At 73.0% G+C, this 26091-nt stretch carries 24 protein-coding genes, 1 tRNA gene and 1 pseudogene; 20 read left to right on the top strand and 6 right to left on the bottom strand.

Annotated elements, in window-relative coordinates; translation table 11 throughout:
* Nucleotides 1–92: 92 nt before the first annotated feature.
* The 5 genes and pseudogenes from HZS56_RS11265 to HZS56_RS11245 all read left to right on the top strand — a co-directional run bounded on the left by HZS56_RS11265 (nucleotide 93) and on the right by HZS56_RS11245 (nucleotide 4815).
* Nucleotides 93–1115, top strand: coding sequence for a sugar ABC transporter substrate-binding protein (locus tag HZS56_RS11265; protein WP_216720605.1), 1023 nt, complete (start codon nucleotides 93–95; stop codon nucleotides 1113–1115).
* On the top strand, nucleotides 1115–2191 hold the full coding sequence (locus HZS56_RS11260) for an ABC transporter permease (RefSeq protein ID WP_216720604.1): 1077 nt from the start codon (nucleotides 1115–1117) through the stop codon (nucleotides 2189–2191). The genes HZS56_RS11265 and HZS56_RS11260 overlap by 1 nt, the downstream gene beginning before the upstream one ends.
* 5 nt (nucleotides 2192–2196) lie before the next feature.
* Nucleotides 2197–3108 (top strand): annotated as a pseudogene (locus HZS56_RS11255) (ATP-binding cassette domain-containing protein); the annotation flags it as partial.
* 277 nt (nucleotides 3109–3385) lie between these two features.
* Complete coding sequence (locus HZS56_RS11250; protein WP_216720603.1) at nucleotides 3386–4288, top strand: sugar phosphate isomerase/epimerase family protein; 903 nt, start codon at nucleotides 3386–3388, stop codon at nucleotides 4286–4288.
* 113 nt (nucleotides 4289–4401) lie between these two features.
* Entirely contained in the window at nucleotides 4402–4815 is a 414-nt protein-coding gene (locus HZS56_RS11245) for a VOC family protein (RefSeq protein ID WP_216720602.1), read from the top strand.
* Between the two features lie 33 nt (nucleotides 4816–4848).
* Here HZS56_RS11245 and HZS56_RS11240 read toward each other — a convergent pair whose 3' ends face one another.
* Together HZS56_RS11240 and HZS56_RS11235 are read right to left on the bottom strand one after the other, a co-directional pair.
* A complete protein-coding gene (locus HZS56_RS11240; RefSeq protein WP_216720601.1) occupies nucleotides 4849–5853 on the bottom strand; it encodes a Gfo/Idh/MocA family protein in 1005 nt (334 codons plus the stop codon).
* A gap of 165 nt (nucleotides 5854–6018) precedes the next feature.
* Nucleotides 6019–7182, bottom strand: a complete 1164-nt coding sequence (locus HZS56_RS11235) for a Gfo/Idh/MocA family protein (protein ID WP_216720600.1) — start codon at nucleotides 7180–7182, stop codon at nucleotides 6019–6021.
* A gap of 205 nt (nucleotides 7183–7387) precedes the next feature.
* Between HZS56_RS11235 and HZS56_RS11230 the strand changes: the two genes are divergently transcribed.
* The 6 genes from HZS56_RS11230 (at nucleotide 7388) to HZS56_RS11205 (ending at nucleotide 13163) form a co-directional block, all read left to right on the top strand.
* The gene (locus tag HZS56_RS11230; protein ID WP_216720599.1) at nucleotides 7388–8038 is read left to right on the top strand and encodes a GntR family transcriptional regulator; all 651 of its coding nucleotides are present in this window, start codon (nucleotides 7388–7390) and stop codon (nucleotides 8036–8038) included.
* A 48-nt stretch (nucleotides 8039–8086) separates the two neighbouring features.
* Nucleotides 8087–8839, top strand: a complete 753-nt coding sequence (locus tag HZS56_RS11225; RefSeq protein ID WP_216720598.1) for a PIG-L deacetylase family protein — start codon at nucleotides 8087–8089, stop codon at nucleotides 8837–8839.
* A complete protein-coding gene (locus HZS56_RS11220) occupies nucleotides 8836–9543 on the top strand; it encodes a 4-carboxy-4-hydroxy-2-oxoadipate aldolase/oxaloacetate decarboxylase (RefSeq protein ID WP_216720597.1) in 708 nt (235 codons plus the stop codon). The genes HZS56_RS11225 and HZS56_RS11220 overlap by 4 nt, the downstream gene beginning before the upstream one ends.
* Complete coding sequence (locus tag HZS56_RS11215; RefSeq protein WP_216720596.1) at nucleotides 9540–10655, top strand: 4-oxalomesaconate tautomerase; 1116 nt, start codon at nucleotides 9540–9542, stop codon at nucleotides 10653–10655. The genes HZS56_RS11220 and HZS56_RS11215 overlap by 4 nt, the downstream gene beginning before the upstream one ends.
* Nucleotides 10636–11586 (top strand): VOC family protein, encoded by a 951-nt coding sequence (locus HZS56_RS11210; protein ID WP_216720595.1) that lies wholly within the window; start codon nucleotides 10636–10638, stop codon nucleotides 11584–11586. The genes HZS56_RS11215 and HZS56_RS11210 overlap by 20 nt, the downstream gene beginning before the upstream one ends.
* 260 nt (nucleotides 11587–11846) lie before the next feature.
* Entirely contained in the window at nucleotides 11847–13163 is a 1317-nt protein-coding gene (locus tag HZS56_RS11205) for an MFS transporter (protein ID WP_216720594.1), read from the top strand.
* A 33-nt stretch (nucleotides 13164–13196) separates the two neighbouring features.
* Here the strand turns inward: HZS56_RS11205 and HZS56_RS11200 are convergent, their stop codons facing one another.
* Nucleotides 13197–14156, bottom strand: a complete 960-nt coding sequence (locus HZS56_RS11200) for a bile acid:sodium symporter family protein (RefSeq protein ID WP_308408055.1) — start codon at nucleotides 14154–14156, stop codon at nucleotides 13197–13199.
* 142 nt (nucleotides 14157–14298) lie between these two features.
* On the opposite strand from HZS56_RS11200, the gene HZS56_RS11195 reads away from it, so the two are divergent.
* Nucleotides 14299–14372: transfer RNA gene (locus tag HZS56_RS11195), tRNA-Pro, on the top strand.
* Nucleotides 14373–14450: 78 nt separating this feature from the next.
* Here the strand turns inward: HZS56_RS11195 and HZS56_RS11190 are convergent.
* The 3 genes from HZS56_RS11190 to HZS56_RS11180 form a co-directional block, all read right to left on the bottom strand.
* Entirely contained in the window at nucleotides 14451–15860 is a 1410-nt protein-coding gene (locus tag HZS56_RS11190) for a lyase family protein (protein WP_216720593.1), read from the bottom strand.
* Nucleotides 15857–17377 (bottom strand): NAD-dependent succinate-semialdehyde dehydrogenase, encoded by a 1521-nt coding sequence (locus HZS56_RS11185; protein ID WP_216720592.1) that lies wholly within the window; start codon nucleotides 17375–17377, stop codon nucleotides 15857–15859. The genes HZS56_RS11190 and HZS56_RS11185 overlap by 4 nt, the downstream gene beginning before the upstream one ends.
* Nucleotides 17378–17475: 98 nt before the next feature.
* Nucleotides 17476–18174, bottom strand: coding sequence for a type 1 glutamine amidotransferase domain-containing protein (locus HZS56_RS11180; RefSeq protein ID WP_216720591.1), 699 nt, complete (start codon nucleotides 18172–18174; stop codon nucleotides 17476–17478).
* A 205-nt stretch (nucleotides 18175–18379) separates the two neighbouring features.
* Here HZS56_RS11180 and HZS56_RS11175 point away from each other — a divergent pair, with 205 nt between their 5' ends.
* From HZS56_RS11175 to HZS56_RS11145, 8 genes are all read left to right on the top strand, one after another.
* On the top strand, nucleotides 18380–19246 hold the full coding sequence (locus HZS56_RS11175) for a helix-turn-helix transcriptional regulator (RefSeq protein WP_216720590.1): 867 nt from the start codon (nucleotides 18380–18382) through the stop codon (nucleotides 19244–19246).
* 171 nt (nucleotides 19247–19417) lie between these two features.
* The gene (locus tag HZS56_RS38715) at nucleotides 19418–19540 is read left to right on the top strand and encodes a putative leader peptide (RefSeq protein ID WP_301543012.1); all 123 of its coding nucleotides are present in this window, start codon (nucleotides 19418–19420) and stop codon (nucleotides 19538–19540) included.
* A gap of 121 nt (nucleotides 19541–19661) precedes the next feature.
* A complete protein-coding gene (locus HZS56_RS11170) occupies nucleotides 19662–20339 on the top strand; it encodes a glutathione S-transferase C-terminal domain-containing protein (RefSeq protein WP_216720589.1) in 678 nt (225 codons plus the stop codon).
* Between the two features lie 594 nt (nucleotides 20340–20933).
* Complete coding sequence (locus HZS56_RS11165) at nucleotides 20934–21680, top strand: GNAT family N-acetyltransferase (protein ID WP_216720588.1); 747 nt, start codon at nucleotides 20934–20936, stop codon at nucleotides 21678–21680.
* Nucleotides 21677–21841, top strand: a complete 165-nt coding sequence (locus tag HZS56_RS11160; protein ID WP_216720587.1) for a putative leader peptide — start codon at nucleotides 21677–21679, stop codon at nucleotides 21839–21841. Before HZS56_RS11165 ends, HZS56_RS11160 begins: the two co-directional genes overlap by 4 nt.
* Nucleotides 21842–22096: 255 nt before the next feature.
* Nucleotides 22097–23296: an LLM class flavin-dependent oxidoreductase gene (locus HZS56_RS11155; RefSeq protein ID WP_216720586.1), complete on the top strand. Its 1200-nt coding sequence runs from the start codon at nucleotides 22097–22099 to the stop codon at nucleotides 23294–23296.
* Nucleotides 23297–23315: 19 nt separating this feature from the next.
* Nucleotides 23316–24692 (top strand): NtaA/DmoA family FMN-dependent monooxygenase, encoded by a 1377-nt coding sequence (locus tag HZS56_RS11150; protein ID WP_216720585.1) that lies wholly within the window; start codon nucleotides 23316–23318, stop codon nucleotides 24690–24692.
* Nucleotides 24689–25774 (top strand): LLM class flavin-dependent oxidoreductase, encoded by a 1086-nt coding sequence (locus HZS56_RS11145; RefSeq protein ID WP_216720584.1) that lies wholly within the window; start codon nucleotides 24689–24691, stop codon nucleotides 25772–25774. The genes HZS56_RS11150 and HZS56_RS11145 overlap by 4 nt, the downstream gene beginning before the upstream one ends.
* Nucleotides 25775–26091 lie beyond the last annotated feature (317 nt).

Raw genomic sequence — 26091 nt, 5'->3', positions numbered from 1 at the left:
TTGTATCCGGTCCCAGCGCAGCAACAGCCGTTCTTCCGGTCTGGCACACGGCCTTCCCCGTCGCACAGTCGCACAGTGAGGTGCAGGAAAAGATGGACCGCTCTTCGCACGCCCGCCCCCGCAGATTCGCCCCTGCCGTGGCCCTCGCCGCCGCCGCGGCCCTGACCCTCGCCGGCTGCTCCAGCAGCTCGGGCGGCAAGAAGGCCGACGAGGAGGGGGACTCGGGTGCCTCCGCGGGCAAGGCGAACACCCCGCGCATGACCGTCGCCCTGGTCACCCATCAGGCGGCCGGCGACACCTTCTGGGACATCGTCCGCAAGGGCGCCCAGGCCGCCGCCGACAAGGACAACATCAAGCTCGTCTACTCCTCCGACCCGAGCGCCGGCAACCAGGCCAACCTGGTGCAGAACGCGATCGACCAGAAGGTGGACGGCATCGCCGTCACCCTCGCCAAGCCGGACGCCCTGCGCAGCGTCCTCGGCAAGGCCCAGAAGGCCGGCATACCCGTGGTCGGGCTCAACTCCGGTCTGGCGGACTGGAAGAAGCTCGGCCTGATGGAGTTCTTCGGCCAGGACGAGACCGTGGCCGGCGAGGCGCTCGGCAAGCGGCTCAACGAGGACGGCGCGAAGAACGCGGTCTGCGTGCTCCACGAACAGGGCAACGTCGGCCTCACCCAGCGCTGCGACGGCGTGAAGAAGACCTTCGAGGGCTCGATCGAGAACCTGTACGTCGACGGCACCGACATGCCCTCGGTGAAGTCCACCATCACCGCCAAGCTCAAGCAGGACGCCGACATCGACCACCTCGTCACGCTGGGCGCGCCGTTCGCCATGACGGCCGTGCAGTCGGTGGACGAGTCCGGCAGTGACGCGAAGGTCGCCACCTTCGACCTCAACAAGGAGCTGACCGGCGCCATCGACAAGGGCGACATCGCCTTCGCCGTCGACCAGCAGCCCTACCTCCAGGGCTACCTCGCGATCGACGGCCTGTGGCTCTACAAGAACAACGGCAACTACAGCGGCGGCGGTGAGCAGCCGGTGCTGACCGGACCGGCCTTCGTCGACAAGTCCAACGTGAAGGCCGTCGCCGAGTTCGCCTCGAAGGGCACCCGGTGATGAGCATGACCCAACAGGCTGAGCCGGCGGTGACCACACCGCCGGCTCCCGGACCCCGGCAGACCGACGGGCGGACCCGCGAGCGCTCCGTGGCGCTCAGGCTGCTCGCCCGGCCCGAGGTCGGGGTCTTCCTCGGCGCCGTCGCGGTGTTCGTCTTCTTCCTGATCGCCGCCCCCACGGTCCGCGACGGCAGCTCCATGGCGACGGTGCTGTACCAGTCGTCCACCATCGGCATCATGGCGCTCCCCGTCGCCCTGCTGATGATCGGCGGCGAGTTCGACCTGTCGGCGGGTGTCGCCGTGGTCACCTCGGCCCTCACCGCGGGCATGCTCAGCTACCAACTCACGCTGAACGCCTGGATGGGCGTGATCGTCGCCCTCGTGGTATCCCTCGCCGTGGGCGCCTTCAACGGCTGGGTGCTGGTGAAGACCGGCCTGCCGAGCTTCCTGGTCACGCTCGCCACCTTCCTGATCCTCCAGGGCGTCAACCTCGCCGTCACCAAGCTCGTCACGGGCAACGTCGCCACCGACGACATCAGTGACATGGACGGCTTCGACCAGGCCAAGGCCCTCTTCGCCTCCTCCTTCGACGTCGGCGGCGTCGAGGTGAAGATCACGGTCGTGTGGTGGCTGGTCTTCGCCGCCCTCGCCACCTGGGTGCTGCTGCGCACCAAGTACGGCAACTGGATCTTCGCCGTCGGCGGCAGCAAGGAGTCCGCCCGCGCGGTCGGCGTGCCCGTCACCTTCACCAAGATCACGCTCTTCATGCTGGTCGGCTTCGGCGCCTGGTTCGTGGGCATGCACCAGCTGTTCTCCTTCAACACCGTGCAGTCGGGCCAGGGCGTGGGCCAGGAGCTCATCTACATCGCGGCCGCGGTGATCGGCGGCTGCCTGCTCACCGGCGGCTACGGCTCCGCCGTCGGCCCGGTGTTCGGCGCCTTCATGTTCGGCATGGTGAACCAGGGCATCGTCTTCGCGGGCTGGAACCCCGACTGGTTCAAGGCCTTCCTCGGTGTGATGCTCCTCGGCGCCGTCCTCATCAACCTGTACGTCCGCCGCGCCGCGACCCGGAGGTGATCGCAGTGACCAGCAAGACCACCGGCACCCACGGCGCCGTCCTCGCCGACCCCGCGCCCGAGCAGCACGACCGGCCGTTCGTCGAACTGCGCGGCGCCGGCAAGGCCTACGGCAACATCCGCGCCCTGCACGGTGTCGACCTCGCGGTCCGCCCCGGCCGGGTGACCTGCGTGCTCGGCGACAACGGTGCCGGCAAGTCCACCCTCATCAAGATCATTTCGGGGCTGCACCAGCACACCGAGGGAGAGTTCCTCGTCGACGGCGAGGCCGTGCGCTTCGCCACCCCGCGCGACGCCCTGGACCGCGGCATCGCCACGGTCTACCAGGACCTCGCCACCATCCCGCTGATGCCGGTGTGGCGGAATTTCTTCCTGGGCTCCGAGATGACCAAGGGCCCCTGGCCCGTCCGCCGCCTCGACATCGCCCGCATGAAGCGCACCGCCGACGAGGAACTGCGCAACATGGGCATCGTCCTGGACGACCTCGAACAGCCCATCGGCACCCTCTCCGGCGGCCAGCGCCAGTCCGTCGCCATCGCCCGCGCCGTCTACTTCGGCGCCCGCGTCCTCATCCTGGACGAGCCCACCGCCGCGCTCGGCGTCAAGCAGTCCGGCGTGGTCCTGAAGTACATCGCCGCGGCCCGCGAACGCGGACTCGGCGTCGTCTTCATCACCCACAACCCGCACCACGCCTACATGGTCGGCGACCACTTCAGTGTGCTGCGCCTGGGCACCCTCGAACTGAGCGCGCCGCGCGCCGACATCACGCTGGAGGAACTCACCAACCACATGGCGGGTGGCGCCGAACTCGCCGCGCTCAAGCACGAGCTGGCGCAGGTCGGCGGGGTCGACACGGCCGCGCTCCCGGACGACGCGCCGGTCACGCCCGAGGTCAACGCGCCCGCCCGCCCGGCGTCGGCCGCCTCCGCGGAGGAGCCGACCGACGCGCAGGAGCCGACCGACGCGGACGAGCCCGCCGCCGTGGACAGGAGCGAGGGCGCAGCCGAGGCCGCCGGGGCGGGAGAGACTGCCGGCCCCGAGACGGCCACCGGCCCCGAGACGATCACCGATTCGGAGACGTCCACGGGCCCCGAGACGACCACCGACCCCGAGAAGCCCGCCGGTACCGGGAAGCCCCCCGGCGCCGAGAAGTCCGACAGCACACCATCCGGTACCGCCGAAGGGAAGGCCTGACATGCCCTCTGCCCTCGATCGCATCCGCGTCGGCTCGGCCCCCGACTCCTGGGGCGTCTGGTTCCCCGACGACCCCCAGCAGGTGCCGTGGGAACGGTTCCTGGACGAGGTCACCGAGGCCGGGTACGACTGGATCGAGCTGGGCCCCTACGGCTACCTCCCCACCGACCCGGCCCGGCTCACCGACGAGGTTACCCGGCGCGGTCTCAAGGTCTCCGCGGGCACCATCTTCTGCGGGCTCCACCGCGGTCCCTCCGAGTGGGACGCCACCTGGGAGCAGGTCAGCCGCGTCGCCGCCCTCACCCGGGCCATGGACGCGAAGCACCTCGTCGTCATCCCGTCCTTCTGGCGCGACGACAAGACCGCCGAGATCCTGGAGCCGCCGGAGCTGACCGGCGAGCAGTGGACCCACCTGACCGAGGGCATGGAGCGCCTGGGCCGCGAGGTGCGGGACACCTACGGCCTGGACATCGTCGTACACCCGCACGCCGACACCCACATCGACAACGAGGAACACGTCGAACGCTTCCTCGACGCCACCGACTCCGACCTTGTGAACCTCTGCCTGGACACCGGTCACTACGCCTACTGCGGCGGCGACAGCGTCAAGCTGATCGAGACCTACGGCGAGCGCATCGGCTACCTGCACCTCAAGCAGGTCGACCCGGAGATCCTCGCCGGGGTCCGGGAGGGCGGGGTGCCGTTCGGCCCGGCCGTGCAGCGCGGCGTGATGTGCGAACCGCCGGGCGGTGTGCCGGAGCTGGGCCCGGTGCTCACGGCGGCCCAGGACCTGGGCGTCGACCTGTTCGCCATCGTCGAGCAGGACATGTACCCCTGCGAGCCGGACACGCCGCTGCCCATCGCGGTGCGCACCCGGAAGTTCCTGCGTTCCTGCGGAGCCTGAGCCACGGCGCCGGCGGGGGCGGGGCCCGCCGGCGCGCCGCTCGGCGGGCCGTTGTCAGTACCGCGCGCTAGCGTTCCCGGTAATGGCACTTCGTTCCGTTCCGGGAGGCAGTCATGACCTCACGTCTCAACCCGTACCTCAGCTTCGACGGCGACGCCCGTCAGGCGATGGAGTTCTACGAGGAGGTGTTCGGCGGCACCCTGACGCTGAACACCTTCGGCGCGGCCGGCATGCCCGACGGCGCGTACACAGACAAGATCATGCACGGTCTCCTGGAGACCTCCGGCGGCTTCACCCTGATGGCGTCCGACACCCCGCCCGGCATGGAGCGCAGCACCGGCAGCAACTTCTCGGTGAGCCTCAGCGGCGACGACGCCTCCGAGCTGCGCGGCTACTGGGAGAAGCTGTCCGCCGGCGGCACGGTCGACGTACCGCTGGAGAAGCAGATGTGGGGCGACGTGTTCGGCATGTGCAGGGACCGGTTCGGCGTCCCCTGGATGGTGAACATCAGCGAGCCGGCGGGCTGACCGCACAGCCCGCCGCCCCTCGGTGCGCCCCGCTCAGCCGCGTCGTACCTCCGCGATCGTCACGGGCCGGTGCTCGTGCAGCGACAGCGTGCACGCCTCCGCGATCCAGCCCGCCTCCAGCGCGTCCTCGATGGTGCAGGGCGAGGGCCGGGCGCCCGCCACGACCTCGGTGAACGCGGTGAGCTCGGCGCGGTAGGCGGCCGCGAAGCGGTCCATGAAGAAGTCGTGCGGGGTGCCCGCGGGGAAGGCCGTGCCGGGCTCGACGGAGCGCAGCGGCAGTTTGTCCTCCAGTCCGACGGCGATGGAGTCGTCGAAGCCGTGGATCTCCATGCGGACGTCGTAACCGCGGGCGTTGTGGCGGCTGTTGGAGACCACCGCGATCGTGCCGTCGTCCAGGGTGAGGACCGCGCCGGCGGTGTCCGCGTCACCCGCCTCGCGGATGAAGTCGGCGCCCCGGTTGCCGCCGACGGCGTACACCTCGCGCACCTCGCGGCCGGTCACCCAGCGGATGACGTCGAAGTCGTGCACGGAGCAGTCCCGGAAGATGCCCCCGGAGGCGGCGATGTACGCGGCGGGCGGCGGCGCCGGGTCCAGCGTCGTCGCCCGTACGGTGTGCAGCGTGCCCAGCTCGCCGCTCCGCACCGCCGCCCGCGCGGCGGTGAACCCGGCGTCGAAGCGGCGGTTGAAGCCGATCTGGACCGGCACGTCACGGCCCGCGACCGCCTTGAGCACGTCCACGCCCTCGGCCATGGTGCGGGCGACCGGCTTCTCGCAGAAGACCGGCACTCCGGCCTCGACGGCGGCCACGATCAGGTCCGGGTGGGCGTCGGTGGCGGCGGCGACCACCACGCCGTCCACCCCTGCGGCCAGCATCCCCTCCGGGGAGTCCGCGATCTCGGCGCCGAACTGCTCGGCGGCGGCCCGCGCGGCGTCCGCGAACGGGTCGGAGACGACCAGCGAGCCGACGGCGTCCACGCCGGAGAGGGTCTCGGCGTGGAAGGCGCCGATGCGGCCGAGGCCGAGGATTCCGATACGCATACGTGCTCTGCTCCTTGGTGAGTGGGGCCGCTCGACGAGCGCCCGGGACGTGTCGCGCCGGACGGCGCCGGGATGGGGGGCGGTGCTCCTCCGGGTGCTCCACGGAGTGCTCCTCCGAGCGTTCCTCCGGGGGCTGCATCGGGTGCTGCGCCGGGTGCTGCGCCCTCACCCCTCCGGCCGGACCTCGGCCCAGGTGCCCCGCTCCGCCGAGCGTGCCATCGCGTCCAGTGCGGCCGCGCTGTGCACGGCGTCCGGCAGGGTGGCGCCGTACGGGGTGCCCTCGGCGACCGAGCGCAGGAAGCGGTGCGCCTCGACCACCTTGAGGTCGTCGTAGCCCATGGCGTTGGCGGCGCCCGGCTGGAAGGCGGCGAACTCGCCGTGCCCCGGGCCGACGTACACCGTGCTGACCGGCTGGTCCTGGTACGACGTGCCGCGGCTGACGCCCAGCTCGTTCATCCGGCGGAAGTCCCAGGAGACCGCGCCCCGGGTGCCGTGCACCTCGAAACCGTAGTTGTTCTGCTCGCCGACCGAGACCCGGCAGGCCTCCAGGACACCGCGGGCGCCGGAGGCGAAGCGCAGGAGGCAGTTGACGTAGTCCTCGTTCTCGACCGGGCCCAACTCGCCGCCCGTGGCGCGGGAATGGCCTGCCGTGGCGGTGGTGGGGCGGGCCCGCCGGGGCAGGAAGACCGCCGTGTCCGCGGTGAGCGAGGCGATGTCCCCGAGCAGGAAGCGGGCCAGGTCGGCGCCGTGCGAGGCCAGGTCGCCCAGGACGCCGCTGCCGCCGCGTTCACGTTCGTACCGCCAGGTCAGAGCGGATTCGGGGTGGGCGGCGTAGTCGCTGAAGAGGCGGATGCGGACATGCGTGACGGTGCCGATCTCACCGGTGGCGATCAGATCGCGGGCCGCCTCGACGGCGGGCGCGTTGCGGTAGTTGAAGCCGACCGCGCCCTGGACGCCGGCCTTGGCCACCGCGTCCGCGACCGCGCGGGCGTCGCCCGCGCTCAGGCCGACGGGCTTCTCGATCCAGATGTGCTTGCCGGCCTCGGCCATCGCCACGGCGATCTCACGGTGCAGGAAGTTGGGCGCGGTGATGCTGACCGCGCCCACCCGGGGATCGGCGGCCACCTCGCGCCAGTCGCGCGTCGTCGAGGCGAAACCGAACTGCGCGGCGGCCTCCTCGGCCCGTCCCGGCACCTCCTCCGCGACCGTCACCAGCTCCGGACGGAGGGCGAGGTGCGGGTAATGGTGCCGGACGCGGGCGTACGCCTGCGTGTGCACCCGGCCCATCCAGCCGAATCCGACAACGGCGACACCGAGCGCATCGACCATGAGAGCCCCTCTTCGGACCGGTCCGTGATCTGTCCAGCCCACCCTGTTCGGGCCACGGCATCATGTCAACCTTTTGACAGGACAAAGTTTGCCGCCCGGACCATTCACCCGGACCATTCATCGGAGGGCCGTCGCCAACAAAATTGTTGACAATTTCGTCCGGCTAGATTTACGTTCGACAGGCACTCACCCAGGGAGGGCGACCATGCCGAACCAGGCCCGTCCGGGCACCGGGGAGCAGGCGAAACAGCTTGCGCTCGGGCAGCTGCGGCAGGCGATCCTGCGCGGCGACATGGCCCCCGCGCAGCGGCTGGTGGAGAACGAACTCGCCGAGCAGTTCGGCGTGACCCGGGCCAGCATCCGGGCCGCGCTGATCGACCTGGAGGCCCAGGGGCTCGTCGAGCGCATCCGCAACCGCGGCTCACGGGTGCGGGTGGTGACCGTGGAGGAAGCGGTCGCCATCACCGAGTGCCGGCTGGTCCTCGAAGGGCTCTGCGCGGCCAAGGCCGCCGCGGCGGTCGACGACGGGCAGGTCGCCCGGCTGCAGGACCTCGGCACGGCGATGCGCAAGGCGGTGGCTGCCGGGGAGCCGCTGACCTACTCGGACCTCAACCACGAACTGCACACCAGGATCCGGGAGTTCTCCGGCCAGCGCACGGCCGTGGAACTGCTGGAGCGGCTCAACGCCCAACTGGTGCGCCACCGCTTCCAGCTGGCCCTGCGCCCGGGGCGTCCGCAGCAGTCCCTGAACGAGCACCTGGCCATGATCGAGGCGATCGGGGCCAGGGACCCGCAGGCGGCCGAGGAAGCCGTCCGCGCCCACCTCACCAGCGTGATCGAGGCGCTGCGCGACTGACCCGCGCGACGAGGCGGGCGCCACCTGTCCACCAAGGAGATTCCACGCATGACGCACGGCAACGCGCCCGCCGCCGTCCCACGCTCGACCCTCGTCGTCACCGCGCACGCCGGGGACTTCGTCTGGCGGGCGGGCGGTGCCATCGCCCTGGCCGCCTCGCGCGGCGAGAAGGTGACCCTCGCGTGCCTGACTTTCGGCGAGCGCGGCGAGTCCGCCAAGGCCTGGCGCGAGGGCAAGCGGCTGGAGGAGGTCAAGGCACTGCGCCGGGACGAGGCCGAGAAGGCCGCCGCCGTCCTCGGGGCCGAGGTCCGCTTCTTCGACGCCGGCGACTACCCGCTGACCGAGACCGCCGAACTGACCGACCGGCTCGTCGAGGTCTACCGCGCCACCCAGCCCGACGTGGTGCTCACCCACCCGGCCGAGGACCCGTACAACGGCGACCACCCGGCCGCCCACCGCATGGCGCTCCAGGCCCGCGTCCTCGCCCAGGCCGTCGGCTACCCCGGCGAGGGCGAGATCATCGGCGCCCCGCCCGTCTTCTTCTTCGAACCGCACCAGCCCGAGATGAGCGGGTTCCGGCCCGAGGTGCTGCTCGACATCACCGAGGTGTGGGAGACCAAGCGCGCGGCCATGGAGTGCCTCGCCGCCCAGCAGCACCTCTGGGACTACTACACCGACCTGGCCGTGCGCCGCGGCGTCCAGCTCAGGCGCAACGCCGGACCCAACCTGGGCCTCGCCCACACCACCATGGCCGAGGCGTACATGCGCCCCTACCCGCAGATCACGAAGGAGCTCGCATGAGCGGCGTCATCGTCACCAACCCGCCGAAGGCAGCGGCCGAGGACGTCGAGGCGCTCGCCGCGTACGGCGTGGCCACCGTCAGCGAGGCCATGGGCCGCACCGGCCTGCTCGGGCCGGAGATCCGCCCCGTCCAGCAGGGCGTACGGGTCGCGGGTACCGCCGTCACGGTGCTCGGGTGGCCCGGCGACAACCTGATGATCCACGCCGCCGTCGAGCAGTGCGGCGAGGGCGACATCCTGGTCGTCACGACCACCTCCCCGTCCACCGACGGCCTGTTCGGCGAGCTGTTCGCCACCGCGCTCCAGCAGCGCGGCGTCCGCGGCATCGTCATCAACACGGGCATCCGCGACACCCAGGAACTCCGCGAGATGGGCTTCGCCGCCTGGTCCAGGGCGGTGTCCGCGCAGGGCACGGTCAAGGCCACCGGCGGCTCGGTCAACGTGCCGGTAGCCGTCGACGGCCGGGTGATCCGCCCCGGCGACGTGATCGTCGCCGACGACGACGGCGTGGTGGTCGTTCCCCGCGAACAAGCCCGGCAGGTCGCCGAGGCGTCCGAGGCCCGCGAGCAGAAGGAGGCCGCCACCCGCGCCGCCTTCCTCGAGGGCCAGCTCGGCCTGGACCGGTACGGACTGCGCGAGAAGCTGGCGCAACTCGGCGTCACCTACCAGTCGTACGACGAGTACACCGCAGGGGAGCGGTCGTGACCGGCACCGGGGAGGTGCGCTGCACGCTGATGCGCGGCGGCACCTCCAAGGGCGCCTACTTCCTCGCCGGCGACCTGCCCGCCGACCCCGGTGCCCGCGACGACCTGCTCCTGCGGATCATGGGCAGCCCCGACCCGCGCCAGATCGACGGCCTGGGCGGCGCGCACCCGCTGACCAGCAAAGTCGCCGTCGTCTCCCGCTCCGCCGACCCGGAGGCGGACGTCGACTACCTGTTCCTCCAGGTCGGCGTGGACGCGCCCGAGGTCACCGACCGGCAGAACTGCGGCAACATCCTCGCCGGGGTGGGCCCGTTCGCCGTCGAACGCGGACTCGTCCCGGCCGACGGCGCCGAGACCTCCGTACGCATCCGCATGCGCAACACCGGTGAACTCGCGGTCGCCACCTTCCCCACCCCGGACGGGCGCGTCGCGTACACGGGGGACGCGGCGATATCCGGCGTGCCCGGCACCGCCGCCGCGGTCGTCATCGAGTTCCCGCAGGGCGCCGGCCCGCTGCTGCCCACGGGCAACGTCCGCGACACCGTCGCCGGCACCGAGGTGACCTGCGTCGACAACGGCATGCCGGTCGTGCTCGTCCCGGCCGCCGCGCTCGGCGTCGGCGGCCACGAGACGCCCGCCGAACTGGAGCAGGACGCCGTGCTCGCCGGCCGCCTCCGCGAGATCCGGCTGGCCGCCGGGCACCTGATGGGCCTCGGCGACGTCGAGGGCACCACCGTGCCCAAGCTGACCCTGCTCGCGCCGCCCCGCGACGGCGGCGCGGTCACCACCCGCACCTTCATCCCCGTGCGCTGCCACACCTCCATCGGCGTCCTGGGCGCCGCGAGCGTGGCGGCGGGCCTGCGGGTGCCCGGCGCGGTGGGGGAGGGCATCGCCCTGCTCCCCGAGTCCGGCGACCGGGTGCGCGTGGAGCACCCCACCGGCTTCCTCGAGGTCGACGTCGACGTCGACCCCAGCTCGCCCGTGGTCCGGCGCACCGCCGTCGTACGCACCGCGCGCAAGATCTTCGACGGCACCGTCTTCCCCCGGCCCGCCGCCACGGCAGCCGTCCCCGCACCCCGCCCCGGAGGCGACCATGACCCCGCCGCTCGGTGACATCGCCCACGTCGGCCACGCCCAGCTCTTCACCCCCGACCTGGACGCGAGCGTCGCCTTCTGCACGGACTACCTCGGGCTGACGGTGAGCGGCCGGGACGGCGGCACCGTCTACCTGCGCTCCTACGACGACTACGAACACCACAGCCTGGTCCTCACCGCCCGGGACCGGCCCGGCCTCGGCCGCCTCGCGCTGCGTACCTCCAGCGAGGAGGCCCTCGCGCGCAGGGTGGCGGCCCTGGAGGCGGCCGGGCGGCCCGGAAAGTGGGCCGAGGACGAACCGGGCCTCGGCAGGCTCTACCTCACCGCCGACCCCGACGGACACGAACACGCCCTGTACTGGGAGAGCGAGCACTACCGGGCGCCGGACGAGCTGAGGCCGGCGCTGAAGAACCAGCCGCAGGCCAAGCCCAACCGGGGCGTGGGCGTGCGCCGCCTCGACCACGTCAACTTCCTCGCCGCCGACGTACTGGCCAACGCCGAGTTCCAGGAGGGGCTCCTCGGAGCCAGGCCGACGGAGCAGATACGGCTCGACTCCGGCCGGATCGCGGGCCGTTGGCTGACCTTCACGAACAAGTCCTACGACGTCGTCTACACCGAGGACTGGACCGGTTCCTCGGGGCGGCTGCACCACATCGCGTTCGCCACCGACACCCGCGAGGACATCCTGCGCGCCGCCGACCTCGCCATCGACACCGGCGTGTTCATCGAGACGGGACCGCACAAGCACGCCATCCAGCAGACGTTCTTCCTGTACGTCTACGAGCCCGGCGGCAACCGCATCGAGCTGTGCAACCCGCTGACCCGGCTGGTGCTGGCGCCGGACTGGCCACTCGTCACCTGGACCGAGGCCGAGCGCGCCAAGGGCCAGGCCTGGGGCCTGAAGACCATCCAGTCCTTCCACACCCACGGCACACCACCGGTCGACTGACGGTTTCCGGCGGGTTCCCACCGTCCGCACAGGGCCGCACAGGGGTGGGTCGCGCATGTCGTCGCGCGGCCCACCCCTCGCTCGTCCGCAGGCCGATCCTCAATTGTCGCTGTGATTGTCAACAAAAGCGTTGACGATGCGGCCGGGGGTCTCTAGCGTCGCCCCGTCACCCGTCCCCGCCGGGCACCGCCTCCAGGCACCGCCTCCCGGCATCGCCTCCTGGACGAGCCTCCGGACCCTCTGGACGAGAGGAAACAACGATGTCCTCCTCACCCGCGCCGTCCGCCCGCGGCAGCAGGCTGGCCCTGCTGGTCGTCGGCCTCTGCTGGCTGGCCGTGCTCTTCGACGGCCTGGACATGTTCATCTACGGCTCGGTGCTGCCCCACATGCTCGAGGAGAAGGCCCTCGGCATCACCTCCGGCCAGGCCGGCGACCTCGGCAGCTACGCCACCTTCGGCATGCTGGTCGGCGCGCTGGGGGCAGGGACGGTGGCCGACCGGATCGGCCGCAGGAAGCTGATGCTCTCCTGCGTCACGCTCTTCTCGCTCGCCTCCGGCCTCTGCGCCCTCGCGAACGGCGTCGCCCTCTTCGGCCTCGGACGGACCCTGGCCGGAGTCGGCCTCGGCGGTCTGCTGCCGACCGCGATCAGCATGGTCTCCGACTACGCACCCCGCGGCCGCGCCGCCCTCACCATCGGCCTGCTGATGACCGCCCACCACGCCGGCGGCATCCTCTCCGCCTACGTCGCCCTGTGGATCGTCGAGCCGCTCGGCTGGCGCGCCGCCTTCTGGGTCTGCGTGGTCCCGCTGCTCTTCGTCCCGGTCCTCGCCAAGTTCCTGCCCGAGTCACTGAGCTTCCTCGTCGCCCGGGGCCGCGCCGAGGAGGCCCGCACCCTGGCCGGACGCCACGAGGTCGAACTCCCCGCCGCCCCGGCCGACCGCCCGGCCACCGCCCGCTGGGAGAACCTCGCGGGCCTCTTCCGCGGCCGGGAGTGGATACAGACCCTGCTGTACTGGCTGGCGTCCTTCGGCGGACTCCTCCTCGTCTACGGCGTCGCCACCTGGCTGCCCACCCTGATGCGCGACGAGGGCTACGAACTGGGCTCCGCGCTGACCTTCGTCGTCCTGTTCAACCTCGGCGGCATCGTCGGCATGCTGGTCGCGGGCCGGGCCTCCGACCGGTTCGGCGCCCCGCGCATCTCGGCGGTCTGGTTCGCGCTGACCGCGGCCGGGGTCTTCCTGCTGAGCGCCCACATGCCGCTGGTGCTGACCTTCGTGGTCGTCTTCCTCACCGGCGTCTTCCTCAACAGCGCCCAGACCATGATCTACGCGACGGTAGCCATCGGCTCCACCCCGGCCAACCGGGCCACCGCGGTCGGCTGGACCTCCGGCATGGGCCGCTTCGGCGCGGTCTTCGGCCCCTGGCTGGGCGGGCAGCTGCTCGCCGCCGACAAGGGAGACTGGGGCTTCACCGCGTTCGCGCTCGCCGGGTTCTCCTCCATGGTCCTCATCGGCATTGCGTCCCTGCGTACGGCCGCCGCCGGCCCCTCCGCGGGCAGGCCTGCCCCGGCCCCCTGAACGCTTCCGAAGCGGCGCGGGCCCGGCCGCCGGTCACCGCCCCCGACGGGACAGCCACGCGGCCGTCACCGCGCCGGAGACGTTGTGCCAGACCGAGAAGACCGCGGCCGGGAGCGCCGCCAGCGGGCTGAAGTGGGCGGTGGCCAGCGACGCGGCGAGGCCCGAGTTCTGCATGCCGACCTCGAAGGCCATCGCACGGCTGCCGGGCTCGCCGAGCCTGCCCAGGCGCCCCGCCCCGTAACCGAGTGCGAGGCCCAGGCCGTTGTGCAGCACCACGGCGACGAAGACGAGCCCGGCGGCCGACTTGATGGCGTCCGCGCTGCCCGCCACCACGACGGCCACGATCACGGCGATCGTCAGCGCGGACAGCCACGGCAGACCCGGCAGCGCCCGCTGCACGTACCGCCCGGCGAGCAGCCGCACGACGACACCGGCCAGCACCGGCAGCAGCACCGTCTTCAGGATGTCGGTCACCATGGACCCGGCGTCCACCGGGAGGTACTCGCCGGCCAGCAGCAGCGTCAGCGGCGGGGTCACCAGCGGGGCGACCAGCGTGGACACGGTGGCGACGGAGACCGACAGGGCCACGTCCCCGCGGGCCAGGTAGGTCACCACGTTGGACGCCGTGCCGCTGGGCGCGCAGCCGACCAGGATCACGCCGGCCGCCAGCTGAGGGGGCAGGTCGAGCAGGTGCGCGACGGCCCAGCCGAGCCCCGGCATGATGACGTAGTGCGCGACCAGTCCCAGGGCCACCGCCCACGGACGCCTGGCCACCCCGCGGAAGTCCTCCGGCGTCATGGTGATGCCCATGCAGAACATCACGACTCCCAGCAGGTACGGCACCGACTCGCCCCACCCCTTGAAGCTTCCGGGGAGGAGGAGACCCAGGGCGCCGGCCACCAGGACGAGGATCGGGAAGACGGTCACGGCCCGCCGGGCGTTGCGGTCGGCGGTGACGTCGTTGCTGGTGTGTTCGGGTCGTTCGGTTCGCACCGTGCGAGGTAACGCCTCGTGGACGGCGGACGCAAAACCGTCTCGCGATGTGATCATCCGTCCGAGCCCGGGGTGGGCCGCCCCACATACCGGATGGGGTACGCTTGACCAGCGCGATCACCGCAGAACGCGGGTCGCCCACCGGGACGTGGCGCAGCTTGGTAGCGCACTTGACTGGGGGTCAAGGGGTCGCAGGTTCAAATCCTGTCGTCCCGACGGTGCACGAGGGCCTTCGGCCCTGATCAGGGTCCTGTCCCACTTCGGTGGGGCAGGACCCTGACCCTTTCCAGGTGTTCACGCGCTCGCGAGGAGCGCCAGGGGAGTGAGGGGCTCGGTGTGCGCGGCGGGCTCCGCCCGCCAGAGCCGTACCGCTGCCTCGGCGGTCTGCCGCGCCTGTCCCAGATAGTCGTCCGGCCGGGCGGGCACCTCTGCCAGCAGAGCGCCGAGGCCCTGGTCGACGAGGACCTCCCGCAGCGTCTCGGTCAGGGGCCGGCCGGACGACCGGGTGCGCGCGGCGGCCTCGTGCACGAGGTCGTGGGCGCGTTCCCGGCCCGTCGAGGCGGCCAGCGCGATCATCCGGGACTCCGCCATGAGCAGTCCGCCGTCGTGGTCGAGGTTGGCACGCATGCGCCGGGCGTCGACCCGGAGCCCGCGCACCAGGGCCGTCGTCTCCGACAGTGCGGTTCCCGCCGCTACGGCCAGTTCCGGCAGGACCTGCCACTCGGTCTGCCATTCGCCGGCGGCGCGTTCGTGGCCCGCCTCCTGGATCCGCAGCAGCGCCGAGGCCAGCGCCCCGGTGGTGCCGGTCAGCCCGATGACGATCTCGGAGGTGATCGGGTTGGCCTTCTGCGGCATGGTCGAGGACGCGCCCCGGTGATCGCCGCCCGGCTCGAGGACCTCGGCGATTTCGGTGCGGGAAAGATCCACGACGTTGCGGGCGAGGCGGGCGCAGGTCGCGGTGACCAGGGAACACAGCCAGCCGAACTCGGCCACCCCGTCCCGGGCCACGTGCCAGGGCGTGTCGGCGTCGTGCAGGCCGAGCAGCCGGGCCATGCCGCCCCTCGTCGCGGCCGCCTGCGGTCCGAGGGCGGCGGCCGTTCCGCCGGCGCCGAACAGCGAGACCACGGCGACACGCGGCTCGGCCTCGGCCAACCGTCGCCGGTGCCGGGTGAACTGGCCCAGCAGCGTCGCCAGGGTGGCTCCGAACGTGGTCGGCACCGCCTGCTGACCGTGGGTGCGCGCCGCCATCACCGTGGTGGCGTGCTCGGTCACCTGCTCGGCCAGCGCGTCGCCGAGCTCGCCCAGGCCCCGGTCCAGCGCCGCCAGGGACCGGGCCATCTGCAGGGCCAGCCCGGTGTCCATGATGTCCTGCGTGGTCGCGCCGTAGTGCACGCGCCCGTTGGGCCCCTCCGGCAGCAGGCCGCTGATCTGCCGCACCAGACCCAGCACGGGATAGCCGACGGTGCGCGCCGTGCGCCACAGTGCCTCCCGGTCGACGGCCGGAAGACGGGCCGCACGGCAGATGGCCTCGGCCTCCGCGGGCGACAGCACGCCGGCCTCCGCCTGGGCCCGGGCCAGGGCCCGCTCGGCGGCCAGCCAGCCTTCGATCGCCGAGTCCTCGGAGAAGACGGCCAGTTGGTCCCGGTCGCCGACGAGCCGCTCCGTCAGCGAGAACGGCGTGGGGTGGGCGAGCGGCGCGGTCACGGCTGTTCCCCGGCGACCGGCGCCGGGACGACGCCCGTACTGACGACGCCCGTACTGTCGATGGCGACGTACTTCTGCTCCAGGTACTCCTCGATGCCGGAGTTCCCGCCCTCACGGCCGAGGCCGGACTGCTTGATCCCGCCGAACGGGGCACCGGGGTCGGAGACGTAACCGCGATTGAGCCCGACCATGCCCGATTCGAGCCGGCCGCTCATCCGCAGGGCGCGCGCGAGGTCACGTGTGTAGAGATAGGAGACCAGACCGAACTCGGTCGCGTTGGCCATCTCCAGGGCCTCCTCCTCGTCGGTGAAGGTGTGGATGACGGCGACCGGCCCGAAGATCTCCTCCCGGCTGATGCGGGCGCCGGCGGGCGCGCGGGTGAGCACGGTGGGGGGATAGAAGTACCCGGCGCGGTCCGGGACACGTCCACCCAGGTGGAGTTCGGCCCCGGCGGCGACGGTCTCGTACACGAGCTCGGCGACGCGGTCGCGCTGGGTGGCGTCGATCAGCGGCCCCAGGTGGGTGCAGGAGTCGGTGCCGTCGCCGAGTGCGAGATCGCTCATGCGCCGCACGAGCCGGTCGGTGAACTCCTCCGCGATGTCGGCGTGGACGAGGAACCGGTTGGCGGCGATGCACGCCTCGCCGATGTTGCGCAGTTTCGCCGTCATGGCGCCGTCCACCGCCGCGTCCAGGTCGGCGTCGGCGCAGACGACGAACGGGGCGTTGCCGCCCAGTTCCATCGACGTGCGCAGCACATTGCGCGACGCCTGGGCCAGCAGCAGCCGGCCGACGGCGGTCGATCCGGTGAAGGAGACCTTGCGCAGACGGCTGTCGCGCATCAGGGCATCGGACAGTGCCGCCGCGTCCGTCGTCGGCACGACGTTCAGGACGCCGTCGGGCAGCCCGGCCTCGATCATGAGCTCGGCGAAGGCGATGCTGCTCAGCGGTGTCTGCGGGGCCGGTTTCAGCACCATCGTGCAGCCGGCGGCCACCGCGGGCGCGACCTTGCGGGCCGGCATGGCGAGGGGGGCGTTCCACGGAGTGATCAGCAGGCAGGGGCCGACGGGCTCGTGCGTGACGAGGACCCGGGCCGTCCCGTCCTCGCTGGTCTTCCAGGTGCCGTCGATCCGGACGGCCTCCTCCGCGAACCACCGCAGGTAGCCGGCCGCGTAGTCCACTTCCGCGCGGGCCTCGGAGAGGGACTTGCCCATCTCGAGGGTGATGAGCGCGGCGAACTGCTCCCGGCGTCCGATCAGCAGGTAATGGGCGCGGCGCAGGATGCGACTGCGCAGCCCCGGTGGCGACGCGGCCCACTGGGCCTGCGCGCCCGCCGCCGCCGCGAGGGCGTCGAGGGCGTCCGCCGCGGTGGCGTCGGCGACCGATGCCGCCGGTTCGCCCGTGGCGGGATTCTCCACGGTGAAGGTGGCGGCCGCCGAGGCCGTGCGCCACTCTCCGCCGACGAGCAGGCCCGTCGGGAGCCGGCCGGCCGCGTAGAGGGAAGTCGTGTTGTCCGTCATGGTTCTCACCCGTCGTGAGTGGAAGGGGGACGCTCTGCCCGGCCGCTGCCCGGGGAACCGCGGGAGTCCCCTCGGGCAGCGGCCGGGACGGCGGGTGGTCAGCCCGCGGCCAGCGCGTTGTTGATGGCGTCGGCCATGGGGGCGCTGGAGGCCGGGTTCTGGCCGGTGAAGAGGTTGAGGTCCTGGACGGTGAAGGCCTCGTAGGGCGCGCCCTGCTCGTGACGGGCGCCCGTCTCGCGCAGTCGGCTCGCCAGGAGCCACGGAGCGTTCTCGGCGGTGCCGAACATCTGCTCCTCCTCGTCGGTGAACGCGGCCATCCGACGACCGGCGAAGATCCAGTCGCCCCGCTCGTCGACGGCGCTCAGCAGCGCGGCCGGACCGTGGCAGACGGCACCGATCACCTTGCCCGCGCGGTCGGCGTCGACCAGGAGCCTGCCGAGGTCGCCGTCCTGGAAGAGGTCGACGACGGGGCCGTGGCCGCCGGGCAGGACGATCGCGTCGTAGTCGGCGGCGGAGACCTCGTCGAGCTTCAGCAGCGGCCCGAACTCCTCGAGCGCCTGCTGGGCGTGGGCCACGTGGCGCGCGCAGTCCTCGCCGGCGATCTCGGGGTCGGCGCTGTGCTGGTCCAGCGGCTGGAGCACGCCGCCGGGGGAGGCGAAGTCGACGGTGTGGCCGGCGGCGGTGAACCGCTCGTGCGGGGCGGCCAGCTCCTCGGCCCAGTAGCCCGTCGGGTACTGGGAACCGTCGGTGCGCTCCCAGATGTCGGCTGCGGACATGACGATCAGAATGCGGCCCATGGCCTGTTCCTCACTTCTCGCTCTCGGTGGCGCTGTTCGCTCGATCACGGTGGATGTCTGATCCGCCGCTGGATCCAGCGTGGCCCGCCGCACCGGCTCGAAAGCGGTCATCATCGGCCCTGCCCGGACTCGGTCGGGGCAGCCTAGGACTGGCCGTCCCACCTGTGGCCGCAGCGGGCACGGCACATCGGCCACACTGGATTGCATGACCTCCCACAACCGCGAACTCGCCGACTTCCTCAGACGGGCCCGCGCCCAGTGCGATCCGGCGCGGGCGGGACTGCCGCCGGACGGCCGCGTACGCCGGGTACCGGGCCTGCGGCGCGAGGAGGTGGCACGGCTCGCCGGCGTCTCCGCCGACTACTACACCCGTCTCGAGCAGGGCCGCCGCATCACCCCGTCGCCCGCGGTCGTCGAGGCGCTGGGCCAGGCACTGGAGCTGGACGCCGCGGGAAGGGCGCACCTCAGCGACCTGATCGGCACCGCCGCCGCACCGGTACGGCGGCGCCCGCCCACCGTCCAGCGCCTGCGTTCCGGACTCCACCAGCTGCTGGAGTCGCTGTCGGGCACGCCGGCCCTGGTGCTGGGCCGCCGCACCGACGTCCTGGGCGCCAACCGCATGGCCCAGGCCCTGTTCACCGACTTCGAGGCGCTCCCGCCGGCCGAGCGCAACTACGCCCGGTGGCTCTTCCTGGACCCGGACGCGCGGTCCCTGTTCCTGGACTGGGAGATCCATGCGCGCGCCGCGGTGGAGAACCTCCGCCTGGACGTCGGCCGCACCCCCGGCGACCAGCCCACCCAGGACCTCGTCACCGAGCTGAGGGAGCGCAGCGAGGAGTTCGACCGCTGGTGGCAGCAGCACCGCGTCCACCAGCGCACGCACGGCTCCAAGAGACTGCTGCACCCGCTCGTCGGCGAGCTCACCGTGGAGTTCGAGACCCTGACGCTGCCGGGCGACAGCGACGCCACGGTCTTCCTCTACACCACCGAAGCCGCATCGGCGTCCCGCGAGGCCCTCGACCTCCTCGCCGCCTGGACCCTCACGCCGCGCGAGGCGCGCCCCGACCGCTGAGCGAGCCCCCCACCGGACATCTGCGCCGGCGCAGGATCGTGACGGCTCTCCTGCTTGCTGGTTCTTGTCCTTGCTGGTTCTTGCTGGTTCTTGCTGGGCGGACGCCCCCTTGACGCGCCCCCCGCGCCGTTCGACACTTCCCCAGTAATCCTAGTGAACAGGTAGGGAAACATGGGGCGCCTCCACCAGGTCACCGGCGACGAGCACCGCACGCCCGGACGGTCCCCGCTGCTCACCTCCCGCCGCCACATCGACCTCCTCCGCGTCAGCAGCGCGATCAGCTCCCCGCGCTGAGCCCGCCCGGCGCCGGCCCGTGGAGGTCCCCGTACGGACCCGGCCCGGACCCGCGCCCGCACAGGCCCGCCGTCCGCCCTCACCGCGCGTACGTCCACGCGTCCCGCACCCGGGGAGAACCATGTCCGTCACACCGCTCACCCCTGCTCCCGTCTTCCGGGGGCGGATCGGCCGCGACCCGCGCAGCGGCCACTACGCCGTGCCGCGCCGCTACCGCCTCCACCTGTCGCCCGCCCACGACGACTGTCTGGCCATCGCCGTCGTGCACGCCCTGCTCGGTCTGGACGACACCTGTCCGGTGACCGTCCTGGACCCCGTCCCCGACTGTCCCGACGGCGGCCACTCGGTGCTGCGCCCGCTCTACGAGGCGAGCGCGCACCACTACCGGGGCCCCGCCGTCGCGCCGGTGCTCAGCGACGGCTGGTCGGGCCGGATCGTCAGCACGCACGCCCGCGACATCATGCGCGACCTCGCCCGGTGCTTCCCGTCCGCCGCCGGCCCGCAGCTGTACCCGTGCGGCACCGAGGCCGAGACGGAGGCCGTCGAGGAACTGTGCGCGCGCACCGCCGACGCCGACGCCCTGCCCGAGGTGCTGGACGTGCTGGAACGGCGCCTGAGCGCCCATTCCCACGTCCTCGGCGACCGGCTGACCGCGGCCGACGTGGAGGTGTGGGTCGCCCTGGTCCGACGCGACACCCCGCAGCGGGCGGCCGCGCACCCCGCCCTCTGGTCCCACGTGCGCCGCCTGAGTGCCCACCCGGCCTTCGGCCGCCGGCTCTCGCCGGCCCGTCCCGCCTGACGGACGGACGTTGACAGGCGTACGGGCAACTGCGTTACTTGCGGACGCGGTGAAGGTCATGAGCGTCAGCGGCCGGCTCCGGCTTGCTGACCGGCACACCTCGACAGTGACGGGGGAGGGGTGAGGGACATGCGCACAACCGGCCGGCCGGCAGCAGGCCGCCCCCAGGGCCGCGTACGCCCGTGCCCGAGCCGCCTCGTCGCCGACCGCTCCGTCGACCTGCTCCGCGTCAGCAGCGCACTGTGTACCGGCTCCGGCCGGGCCCGCCGCCTGCACTGACCTTCTTCCCGGCCCACGGCGGCTGCCCGGCCACGCCGAACACCGCCCGGTGCGGCGTGGCCCGTCACGCCCCCGTGTGCCGTGGCCCGTCACGCCCCTGGCCCCTGCGAGGTCGCCTCTCCCACGGAAGCGGCCCCACACCGCCGCGCCGCCGCCCTGCCGTGACGGCCGGCACCGGCGGACATACGCCCCCGGTGTCCCCGCCCGGCCGGAACCCGGGGCGAGAACACGGAAGTTCCGCCGGCGGGACCCGGCTCGGGGACCCACGAGGACACGGTGCAGCCGCAGCACCCGCACGAAAGGAGCCCGCCCCACGTGACCCGGCCGACCCGTCCGCTCAGGAGCGCGACCCCGGTGGACCTCGCCCTGCACCCCCTCGACAACGCCGTGTGGGCCGCCCTGACCGGCCCGCACGCCGCCCTCGCCGAACGCGTCGGCAGAGCGGCCCGCTACGCGACGGACGTCGGCGTCTTCGCCGCCGTCGAGGACCCCGCGGACCCGGCCGCCTGGGCCGACCTGCACCGCCTCCTCGGTCCCGGCACGGCCGTCGCGCTGCCCGGCGTCCGCTCGGTCCCGCCGGGCTGGCGGACCTCCGGCGACGTGCCCGGCGTCCAGCTCGTCGACACCGCGCTGCACGCCGAACCCGACCCCGAGGCGGTGCGGCTCGGCCCCGGCGACGTCCCCGAGATCCTGGACCTGGTCGCCCGGACCCGGCCCGGTCCCTTCCTGCCCCGCACCGTGCTGCTCGGCACCTACCTCGGCATCCGGCACCGGGGCAGGCTCGTCGCCCTGGCCGGGGAACGGCTCCGGCCGCCGGGCTGGACCGAGATCAGCGCCGTGTGCACCGACCCCGCGCACCGCGGCCGGGGCCTGGCCACCCGCCTGGTCCGTGCCGTGGCGGCGGGCATCCGCGAACGCGGTGACACCCCGTTCCTGCACGCGGCCGCGAGCAACACCGGTGCCGTCGCGCTCTACGAGTCACTCGGCTTCACCCTGCGCCGCCACACCGACTTCCGCGAGGTGCGCGCGCCAGGAACAGCCGCAGCGGCGGAGGTGTTGTGAGCAACACCGCGCAGAGCGGCGAGCAGACCGGCGGGCCGCGGAGGCTGCCCGCCCGGACGACGGAGGTGACCGGCGTGGCAGGTGCCCCGCACCCCGTCCGGCTCCACTCCCGGCCGTACATCGACCTCGGGCGTGTGGCCGGCGCGCTCTGTCGCCGCTGACCGTCGCCCCACCGCCGTGCGCCGTCGCGCGTGACGGCCGGCGTTCGCGTACGGCCGACACGGCTGTGCGGCCAACGCGGCCGTGCGGCCCGCGCCCTGCGGCGACGCGCCCGTACGGGCAGCCCCGCCGACGCCCGAGCCGGACGCCCGAGCGGGACCCGGCCCCCGAGACGAACGCCCCGAGCCGAACCCCCGAACCGGACGCCCGGGACGCCCGGGACGCCAACCAAGTCGGACAACCACGAAGGGACACCTGTGTCCAGGACCTCGCCCCCTCCACTGCATCTCGCCGTCGCGCTCGACGGCACCGGCTGGCACCCCGCCTCCTGGCGGGAGCCCTCGGCCCGCGCCCGGGACCTGTTCACCGCCGGGCACTGGGCCGACCTGGTCGCCGAGGCCGAGCGCGGCCTGCTCGACTTCGTGACCCTCGAGGACGGGCTCGGCCTGCAGTCCTCCCACCTCCTCGCGCCCGACGACCGCGTCGACCAGGTGCGCGGCCGGCTGGACGCCGTCCTGGTCGCCGCCCGCGTCGCGCCCCTGACCCGGCACATCGGGCTGGTGCCGACGGTGATCGCCACTCACACCGAGCCGTTCCACATCTCCAAGGCGATCGCCACCCTCGACTACGTCAGTACCGGCCGGGCCGGACTGCGGGTGAAGATCTCCGCGCGTCCCGACGAGGCCGCCCACTTCGGCCGCCGCACCGCGCCGGCCATCGGCGACTACGAGAGCCCGGCCTCGCAGGAGCGGGTCGCCGAGCTGTTCGACGAGGCCGCCGACCACGTCGAGGTCGTCCGCCGGCTCTGGGACAGCTGGGAGGACGACGCGGAGATCCGGGACGCGGCGACCGGCCGCTTCGTCGACCGGGACAAGCTGCACTACATCGACTTCCAGGGACCGCACTTCAGTGTCCGGGGCCCCTCGATCACGCCCCGCCCGCCGCAGGGCCAGCCGCCGGTGACCGCCCTCGCCCACGCGACGGTGCCGTACCGGCTCGTGGCCCGGCAGGCCGACGTCGGGTACGTCACTCCGCACGACACGGCCCAGGCACGGGCGATCGTCGCCGAGATCCGCGCCGAACAGGAGCGTGCCGGACGCGCCGCCGAACCCCTGCACGTCTTCGCCGACCTGGTGGTCTTCCTGGACGACGACCCGGCCCGGGCCGCCGCCCGCCGGGACCGCCTCGACGAGCGGGCCGGGCAGCCGTACACCGGCGACGCCCGGATCTTCACCGGCAGCCCCGCCCAACTCGCCGACCTCATACAAGACTTCGTGTCGGCCGGGCTGACCGGTTTTCGGCTGCGGCCCGCCGTCCACGGCCACGACCTCCCGGCGATCACCCGGGGCCTGGTCCCCGAACTCCAGCGCCGCGGTGCCTTCCGCCGCGCCTACGAGGCCGACAGCCTGCGCGGACTGCTCGGCCTGTCCCGCCCCGCCAACCGCTACGCCGCCTGAGCCGGAAGGGCACCCCGCCATGACCAAGCCGCTGAAGCAGATCCACCTGGCCGCGCACTTCCCCGGCGTCAACAACACCACCGTGTGGAGCGACCCGAGGGCCGGCAGCCACATCGAGTTCAGCTCCTTCGCGCACTTCGCGCGGACCGCCGAACGCGCCAAGTTCGACTTCCTCTTCCTCGCCGAGGGACTGCGCCTGCGCGAACAGGGCGGACAGATCTACGACCTCGACGTCGTCGGCCGCCCCGACACCTTCACCGTCCTCGCCGCACTCGCCGCCGTCACCGACCGCCTCGGCCTGACCGGCACCATCAACTCCACCTTCAACGAGCCCTACGAGGTCGCCCGCCAGTTCGCCAGCCTCGACCACCTCTCCGGAGGACGCTCCGCCTGGAACGTCGTCACCTCCTGGGACGCCTTCACCGGCGAGAACTTCCGGCGCGGCGGCTTCCTGCCGCAGAACGAACGCTACTCCCGCGCCCGCGAGTTCCTCGGCACGGCGAACGAACTCTTCGACTCCTGGCGCGGGGACGAGATCGTGGCCGACCCGGACACCGGAACCTTCCTCGCCGACGCGAGGGCGGGCGCCTTCGTCCACCGGGGACAGCACTTCGACATCCACGGCCGCTTCGACGTCCCGCGCTCACCGCAGGGCCGTCCGGTGATCTTCCAGGCGGGGGACTCCGAGGAGGGCCGCGAGTTCGCCGCCGCCGACGCGGACGCCATCTTCAGCCGGCACGCCACCCTGGAGGAGGGCCGGGCCTTCCACCGGGACGTCAAGCGGCGCCTGGCCAAGTACGGCCGCGGCCCCGACGAGTTGCTGATCCTGCCCGCCGCGACCTTCGTCCTGGGCGACACCGACGCCGACGCCCAGGAACGCGCCCGCGAGGTCCGCCGGCAGCAGGTGAGCGGGGCCACCGCCCTCAAACACCTGGAGTTCGTCTGGAACCGCGACCTGTCCTCCTACGACCCGGAGGGCCCGCTCCCCGACATCGACCCGGACGTGAGCGGGGAGCACATCGCCCGCGGCCGGGCCCAGGTGCGGATGTACCGCGACCCGCTCGCCACCGCCCGCGAGTGGCGCGAACTGGCCGCGGCCAACAACTGGTCCATCCGCGACCTCGTCATCCACACCGGCAACCGCCAGACCTTCGTCGGCACCCCGGCCACCGTCGCCCGCACCATCAACGACTTCGTCCAGGCCGACGCCGCCGACGGCTTCATCCTCGTCCCGCACATCACCCCGGGCGGTCTGGACGAGTTCGCCGACACGGTCGTCCCGATCCTCCAGGAACAGGGCGTCTTCCGCGCCGACTACGAGGGCACGACCCTGCGCGACCACCTCGGCCTCGCCCACCCCGACGCCGCGGGCGCAAGGCGGCGGGAGGCGTCGTGAAGTTCCTCGCCATCACCCTGATCGTGCACCGCCCCGATCCGGCCACCGGTGAACCGGGGAGCACACAGGCGCGGTTCCGCGAGGTCCTCGACAACGCCGTGCTCGCCGAGGAGCTGGGCTTTGACGGCTTCGGTGTGGGGGAGCGGCACGAACGCCCCTTCATCTCGTCCTCGCCCCCGGTCGTCCTGAGCCACATCGCGGCCCTGACCCGCCGCATACGGCTGTTCACGGCCGTGACGACCCTGAGCCTGCTCGACCCCGTCCGAGCCCACGAGGACTACGCGACCCTCGACCACCTGTCCGGCGGGCGCCTGGAGCTGATCATCGGCAAGGGCAACGGCACCGCCCAGCGCGAGCTGTTCCACGTCACGCCCGAGGACCAGTGGGAGCGCAACGCCGAGAGCTACGAGGTCTTCCGGCGCCTGTGGCGCGAGGACAGGGTCACCGCCCGCACCCGCTTCCGGCCGGAACTGACCGACGCCGAGGTCTGGCCGCGGCCCTACCAGCAGCCGGTGCGCGTCTGGCACGGCAGCGCCACCAGCAGGGAGTCCGTGGACCTGGCCGCCCGCTACGGAGACCCGCTCTTCTCCGCCAACGTGACCCACCCGATCGAACCGTACGCCGAGCTGATCGACCACTACCGGGAACGCTGGGCGCACTACGGCCACGACCCGGCGGACCTCGCCGTCGGCGCGGGTACGGCCGGCCTGTACGTGGCCCGCACCTCGCAGCAGGCCCTGGACGACTACCGGCCGGTCTTCGAGAGCGACCTCGCCTTCCGGCGGGAGACCGGCCTGCCCGTCGTCTTCGAGACCGTGGAGGACTTCGTGGCGCGCAGCTCCGCGCTGATCGGCAGTCCGCAGCAGGTGATCGACAAGGTGCACCGCTACCACCGGCGGTTCGGGCACACGGTGACCCATCTGCACGCGGACGCGGGCGGGCTGGACGCCACCGACCACCGGCGGTCGCTGGAGCTGTTCCAGTCCGAGGTCGCGCCGGTCCTGCGGCGGGACCTGCCCGACCCGCCGTTCACGTGGGGCCCGGTGTCACCGGCGGCCGGGACGCGCCCCGCCGGGCGCTGAGCGCGCGGAAGTTGCCGTGTCCGCCGCCCCCTCGCGGCGGACACGGCATGTGCCGCGGAACGTCTCCTTCGGGGGAGGGCTGACGTTCCGCGGCACATGCCGTGGGCGCCGCCCGGGGGGGGGGGGCCCGCCCCCACCCCCCCCCCGCCCCCCCCCCCGGGGGCGGGCCCGCCCCCCCGGCCCCCCGCCCCCCCCCCCACCGCGGGGGGGGCCCCCCCCCCGCCCCCCCCCGCCCCCCCACCCCCCCCCGCCCCGGGGGGGGTGGGGGGGGCCCCCCCCCCCAGAACCGCCCGTCCCCTTCTTCAGCGGGGCGGCGT

This window comes from Streptomyces mayonensis (assembly GCF_018982965.1).
GTDB lineage: Bacteria > Actinomycetota > Actinomycetes > Streptomycetales > Streptomycetaceae > Streptomyces > Streptomyces mayonensis.
This window is presented reverse-complemented; position numbering and strand designations above follow the sequence as displayed.

Bases quoted from the DNA above. Each gene is read 5' to 3' on its own strand.
- HZS56_RS11170 (WP_216720589.1), top strand. From the start codon at position 19,662: ATGTCCGTCACACCGCTCACCCCTGCTCCCGTCTTCCGGGGGCGGATC.
- HZS56_RS11260 (WP_216720604.1), top strand. From the start codon at position 1,115: ATGAGCATGACCCAACAGGCTGAGCCGGCGGTGACCACACCGCCGGCT.
- HZS56_RS11180 (WP_216720591.1), bottom strand. From the start codon at position 18,174: ATGGGCCGCATTCTGATCGTCATGTCCGCAGCCGACATCTGGGAGCGC.
- HZS56_RS11185 (WP_216720592.1), bottom strand. From the start codon at position 17,377: ATGACGGACAACACGACTTCCCTCTACGCGGCCGGCCGGCTCCCGACG.
- HZS56_RS11265 (WP_216720605.1), top strand. From the start codon at position 93: ATGGACCGCTCTTCGCACGCCCGCCCCCGCAGATTCGCCCCTGCCGTG.
- HZS56_RS11245 (WP_216720602.1), top strand. From the start codon at position 4,402: ATGACCTCACGTCTCAACCCGTACCTCAGCTTCGACGGCGACGCCCGT.
- HZS56_RS11240 (WP_216720601.1), bottom strand. From the start codon at position 5,853: ATGCGTATCGGAATCCTCGGCCTCGGCCGCATCGGCGCCTTCCACGCC.
- HZS56_RS11175 (WP_216720590.1), top strand. From the start codon at position 18,380: ATGACCTCCCACAACCGCGAACTCGCCGACTTCCTCAGACGGGCCCGC.
- HZS56_RS11230 (WP_216720599.1), top strand. From the start codon at position 7,388: ATGCCGAACCAGGCCCGTCCGGGCACCGGGGAGCAGGCGAAACAGCTT.
- HZS56_RS11210 (WP_216720595.1), top strand. From the start codon at position 10,636: ATGACCCCGCCGCTCGGTGACATCGCCCACGTCGGCCACGCCCAGCTC.
- HZS56_RS11205 (WP_216720594.1), top strand. From the start codon at position 11,847: ATGTCCTCCTCACCCGCGCCGTCCGCCCGCGGCAGCAGGCTGGCCCTG.
- HZS56_RS38715 (WP_301543012.1), top strand. From the start codon at position 19,418: ATGGGGCGCCTCCACCAGGTCACCGGCGACGAGCACCGCACGCCCGGA.
- HZS56_RS11225 (WP_216720598.1), top strand. From the start codon at position 8,087: ATGACGCACGGCAACGCGCCCGCCGCCGTCCCACGCTCGACCCTCGTC.
- HZS56_RS11235 (WP_216720600.1), bottom strand. From the start codon at position 7,182: ATGGTCGATGCGCTCGGTGTCGCCGTTGTCGGATTCGGCTGGATGGGC.
- HZS56_RS11220 (WP_216720597.1), top strand. From the start codon at position 8,836: ATGAGCGGCGTCATCGTCACCAACCCGCCGAAGGCAGCGGCCGAGGAC.
- HZS56_RS11250 (WP_216720603.1), top strand. From the start codon at position 3,386: ATGCCCTCTGCCCTCGATCGCATCCGCGTCGGCTCGGCCCCCGACTCC.
- HZS56_RS11150 (WP_216720585.1), top strand. From the start codon at position 23,316: ATGACCAAGCCGCTGAAGCAGATCCACCTGGCCGCGCACTTCCCCGGC.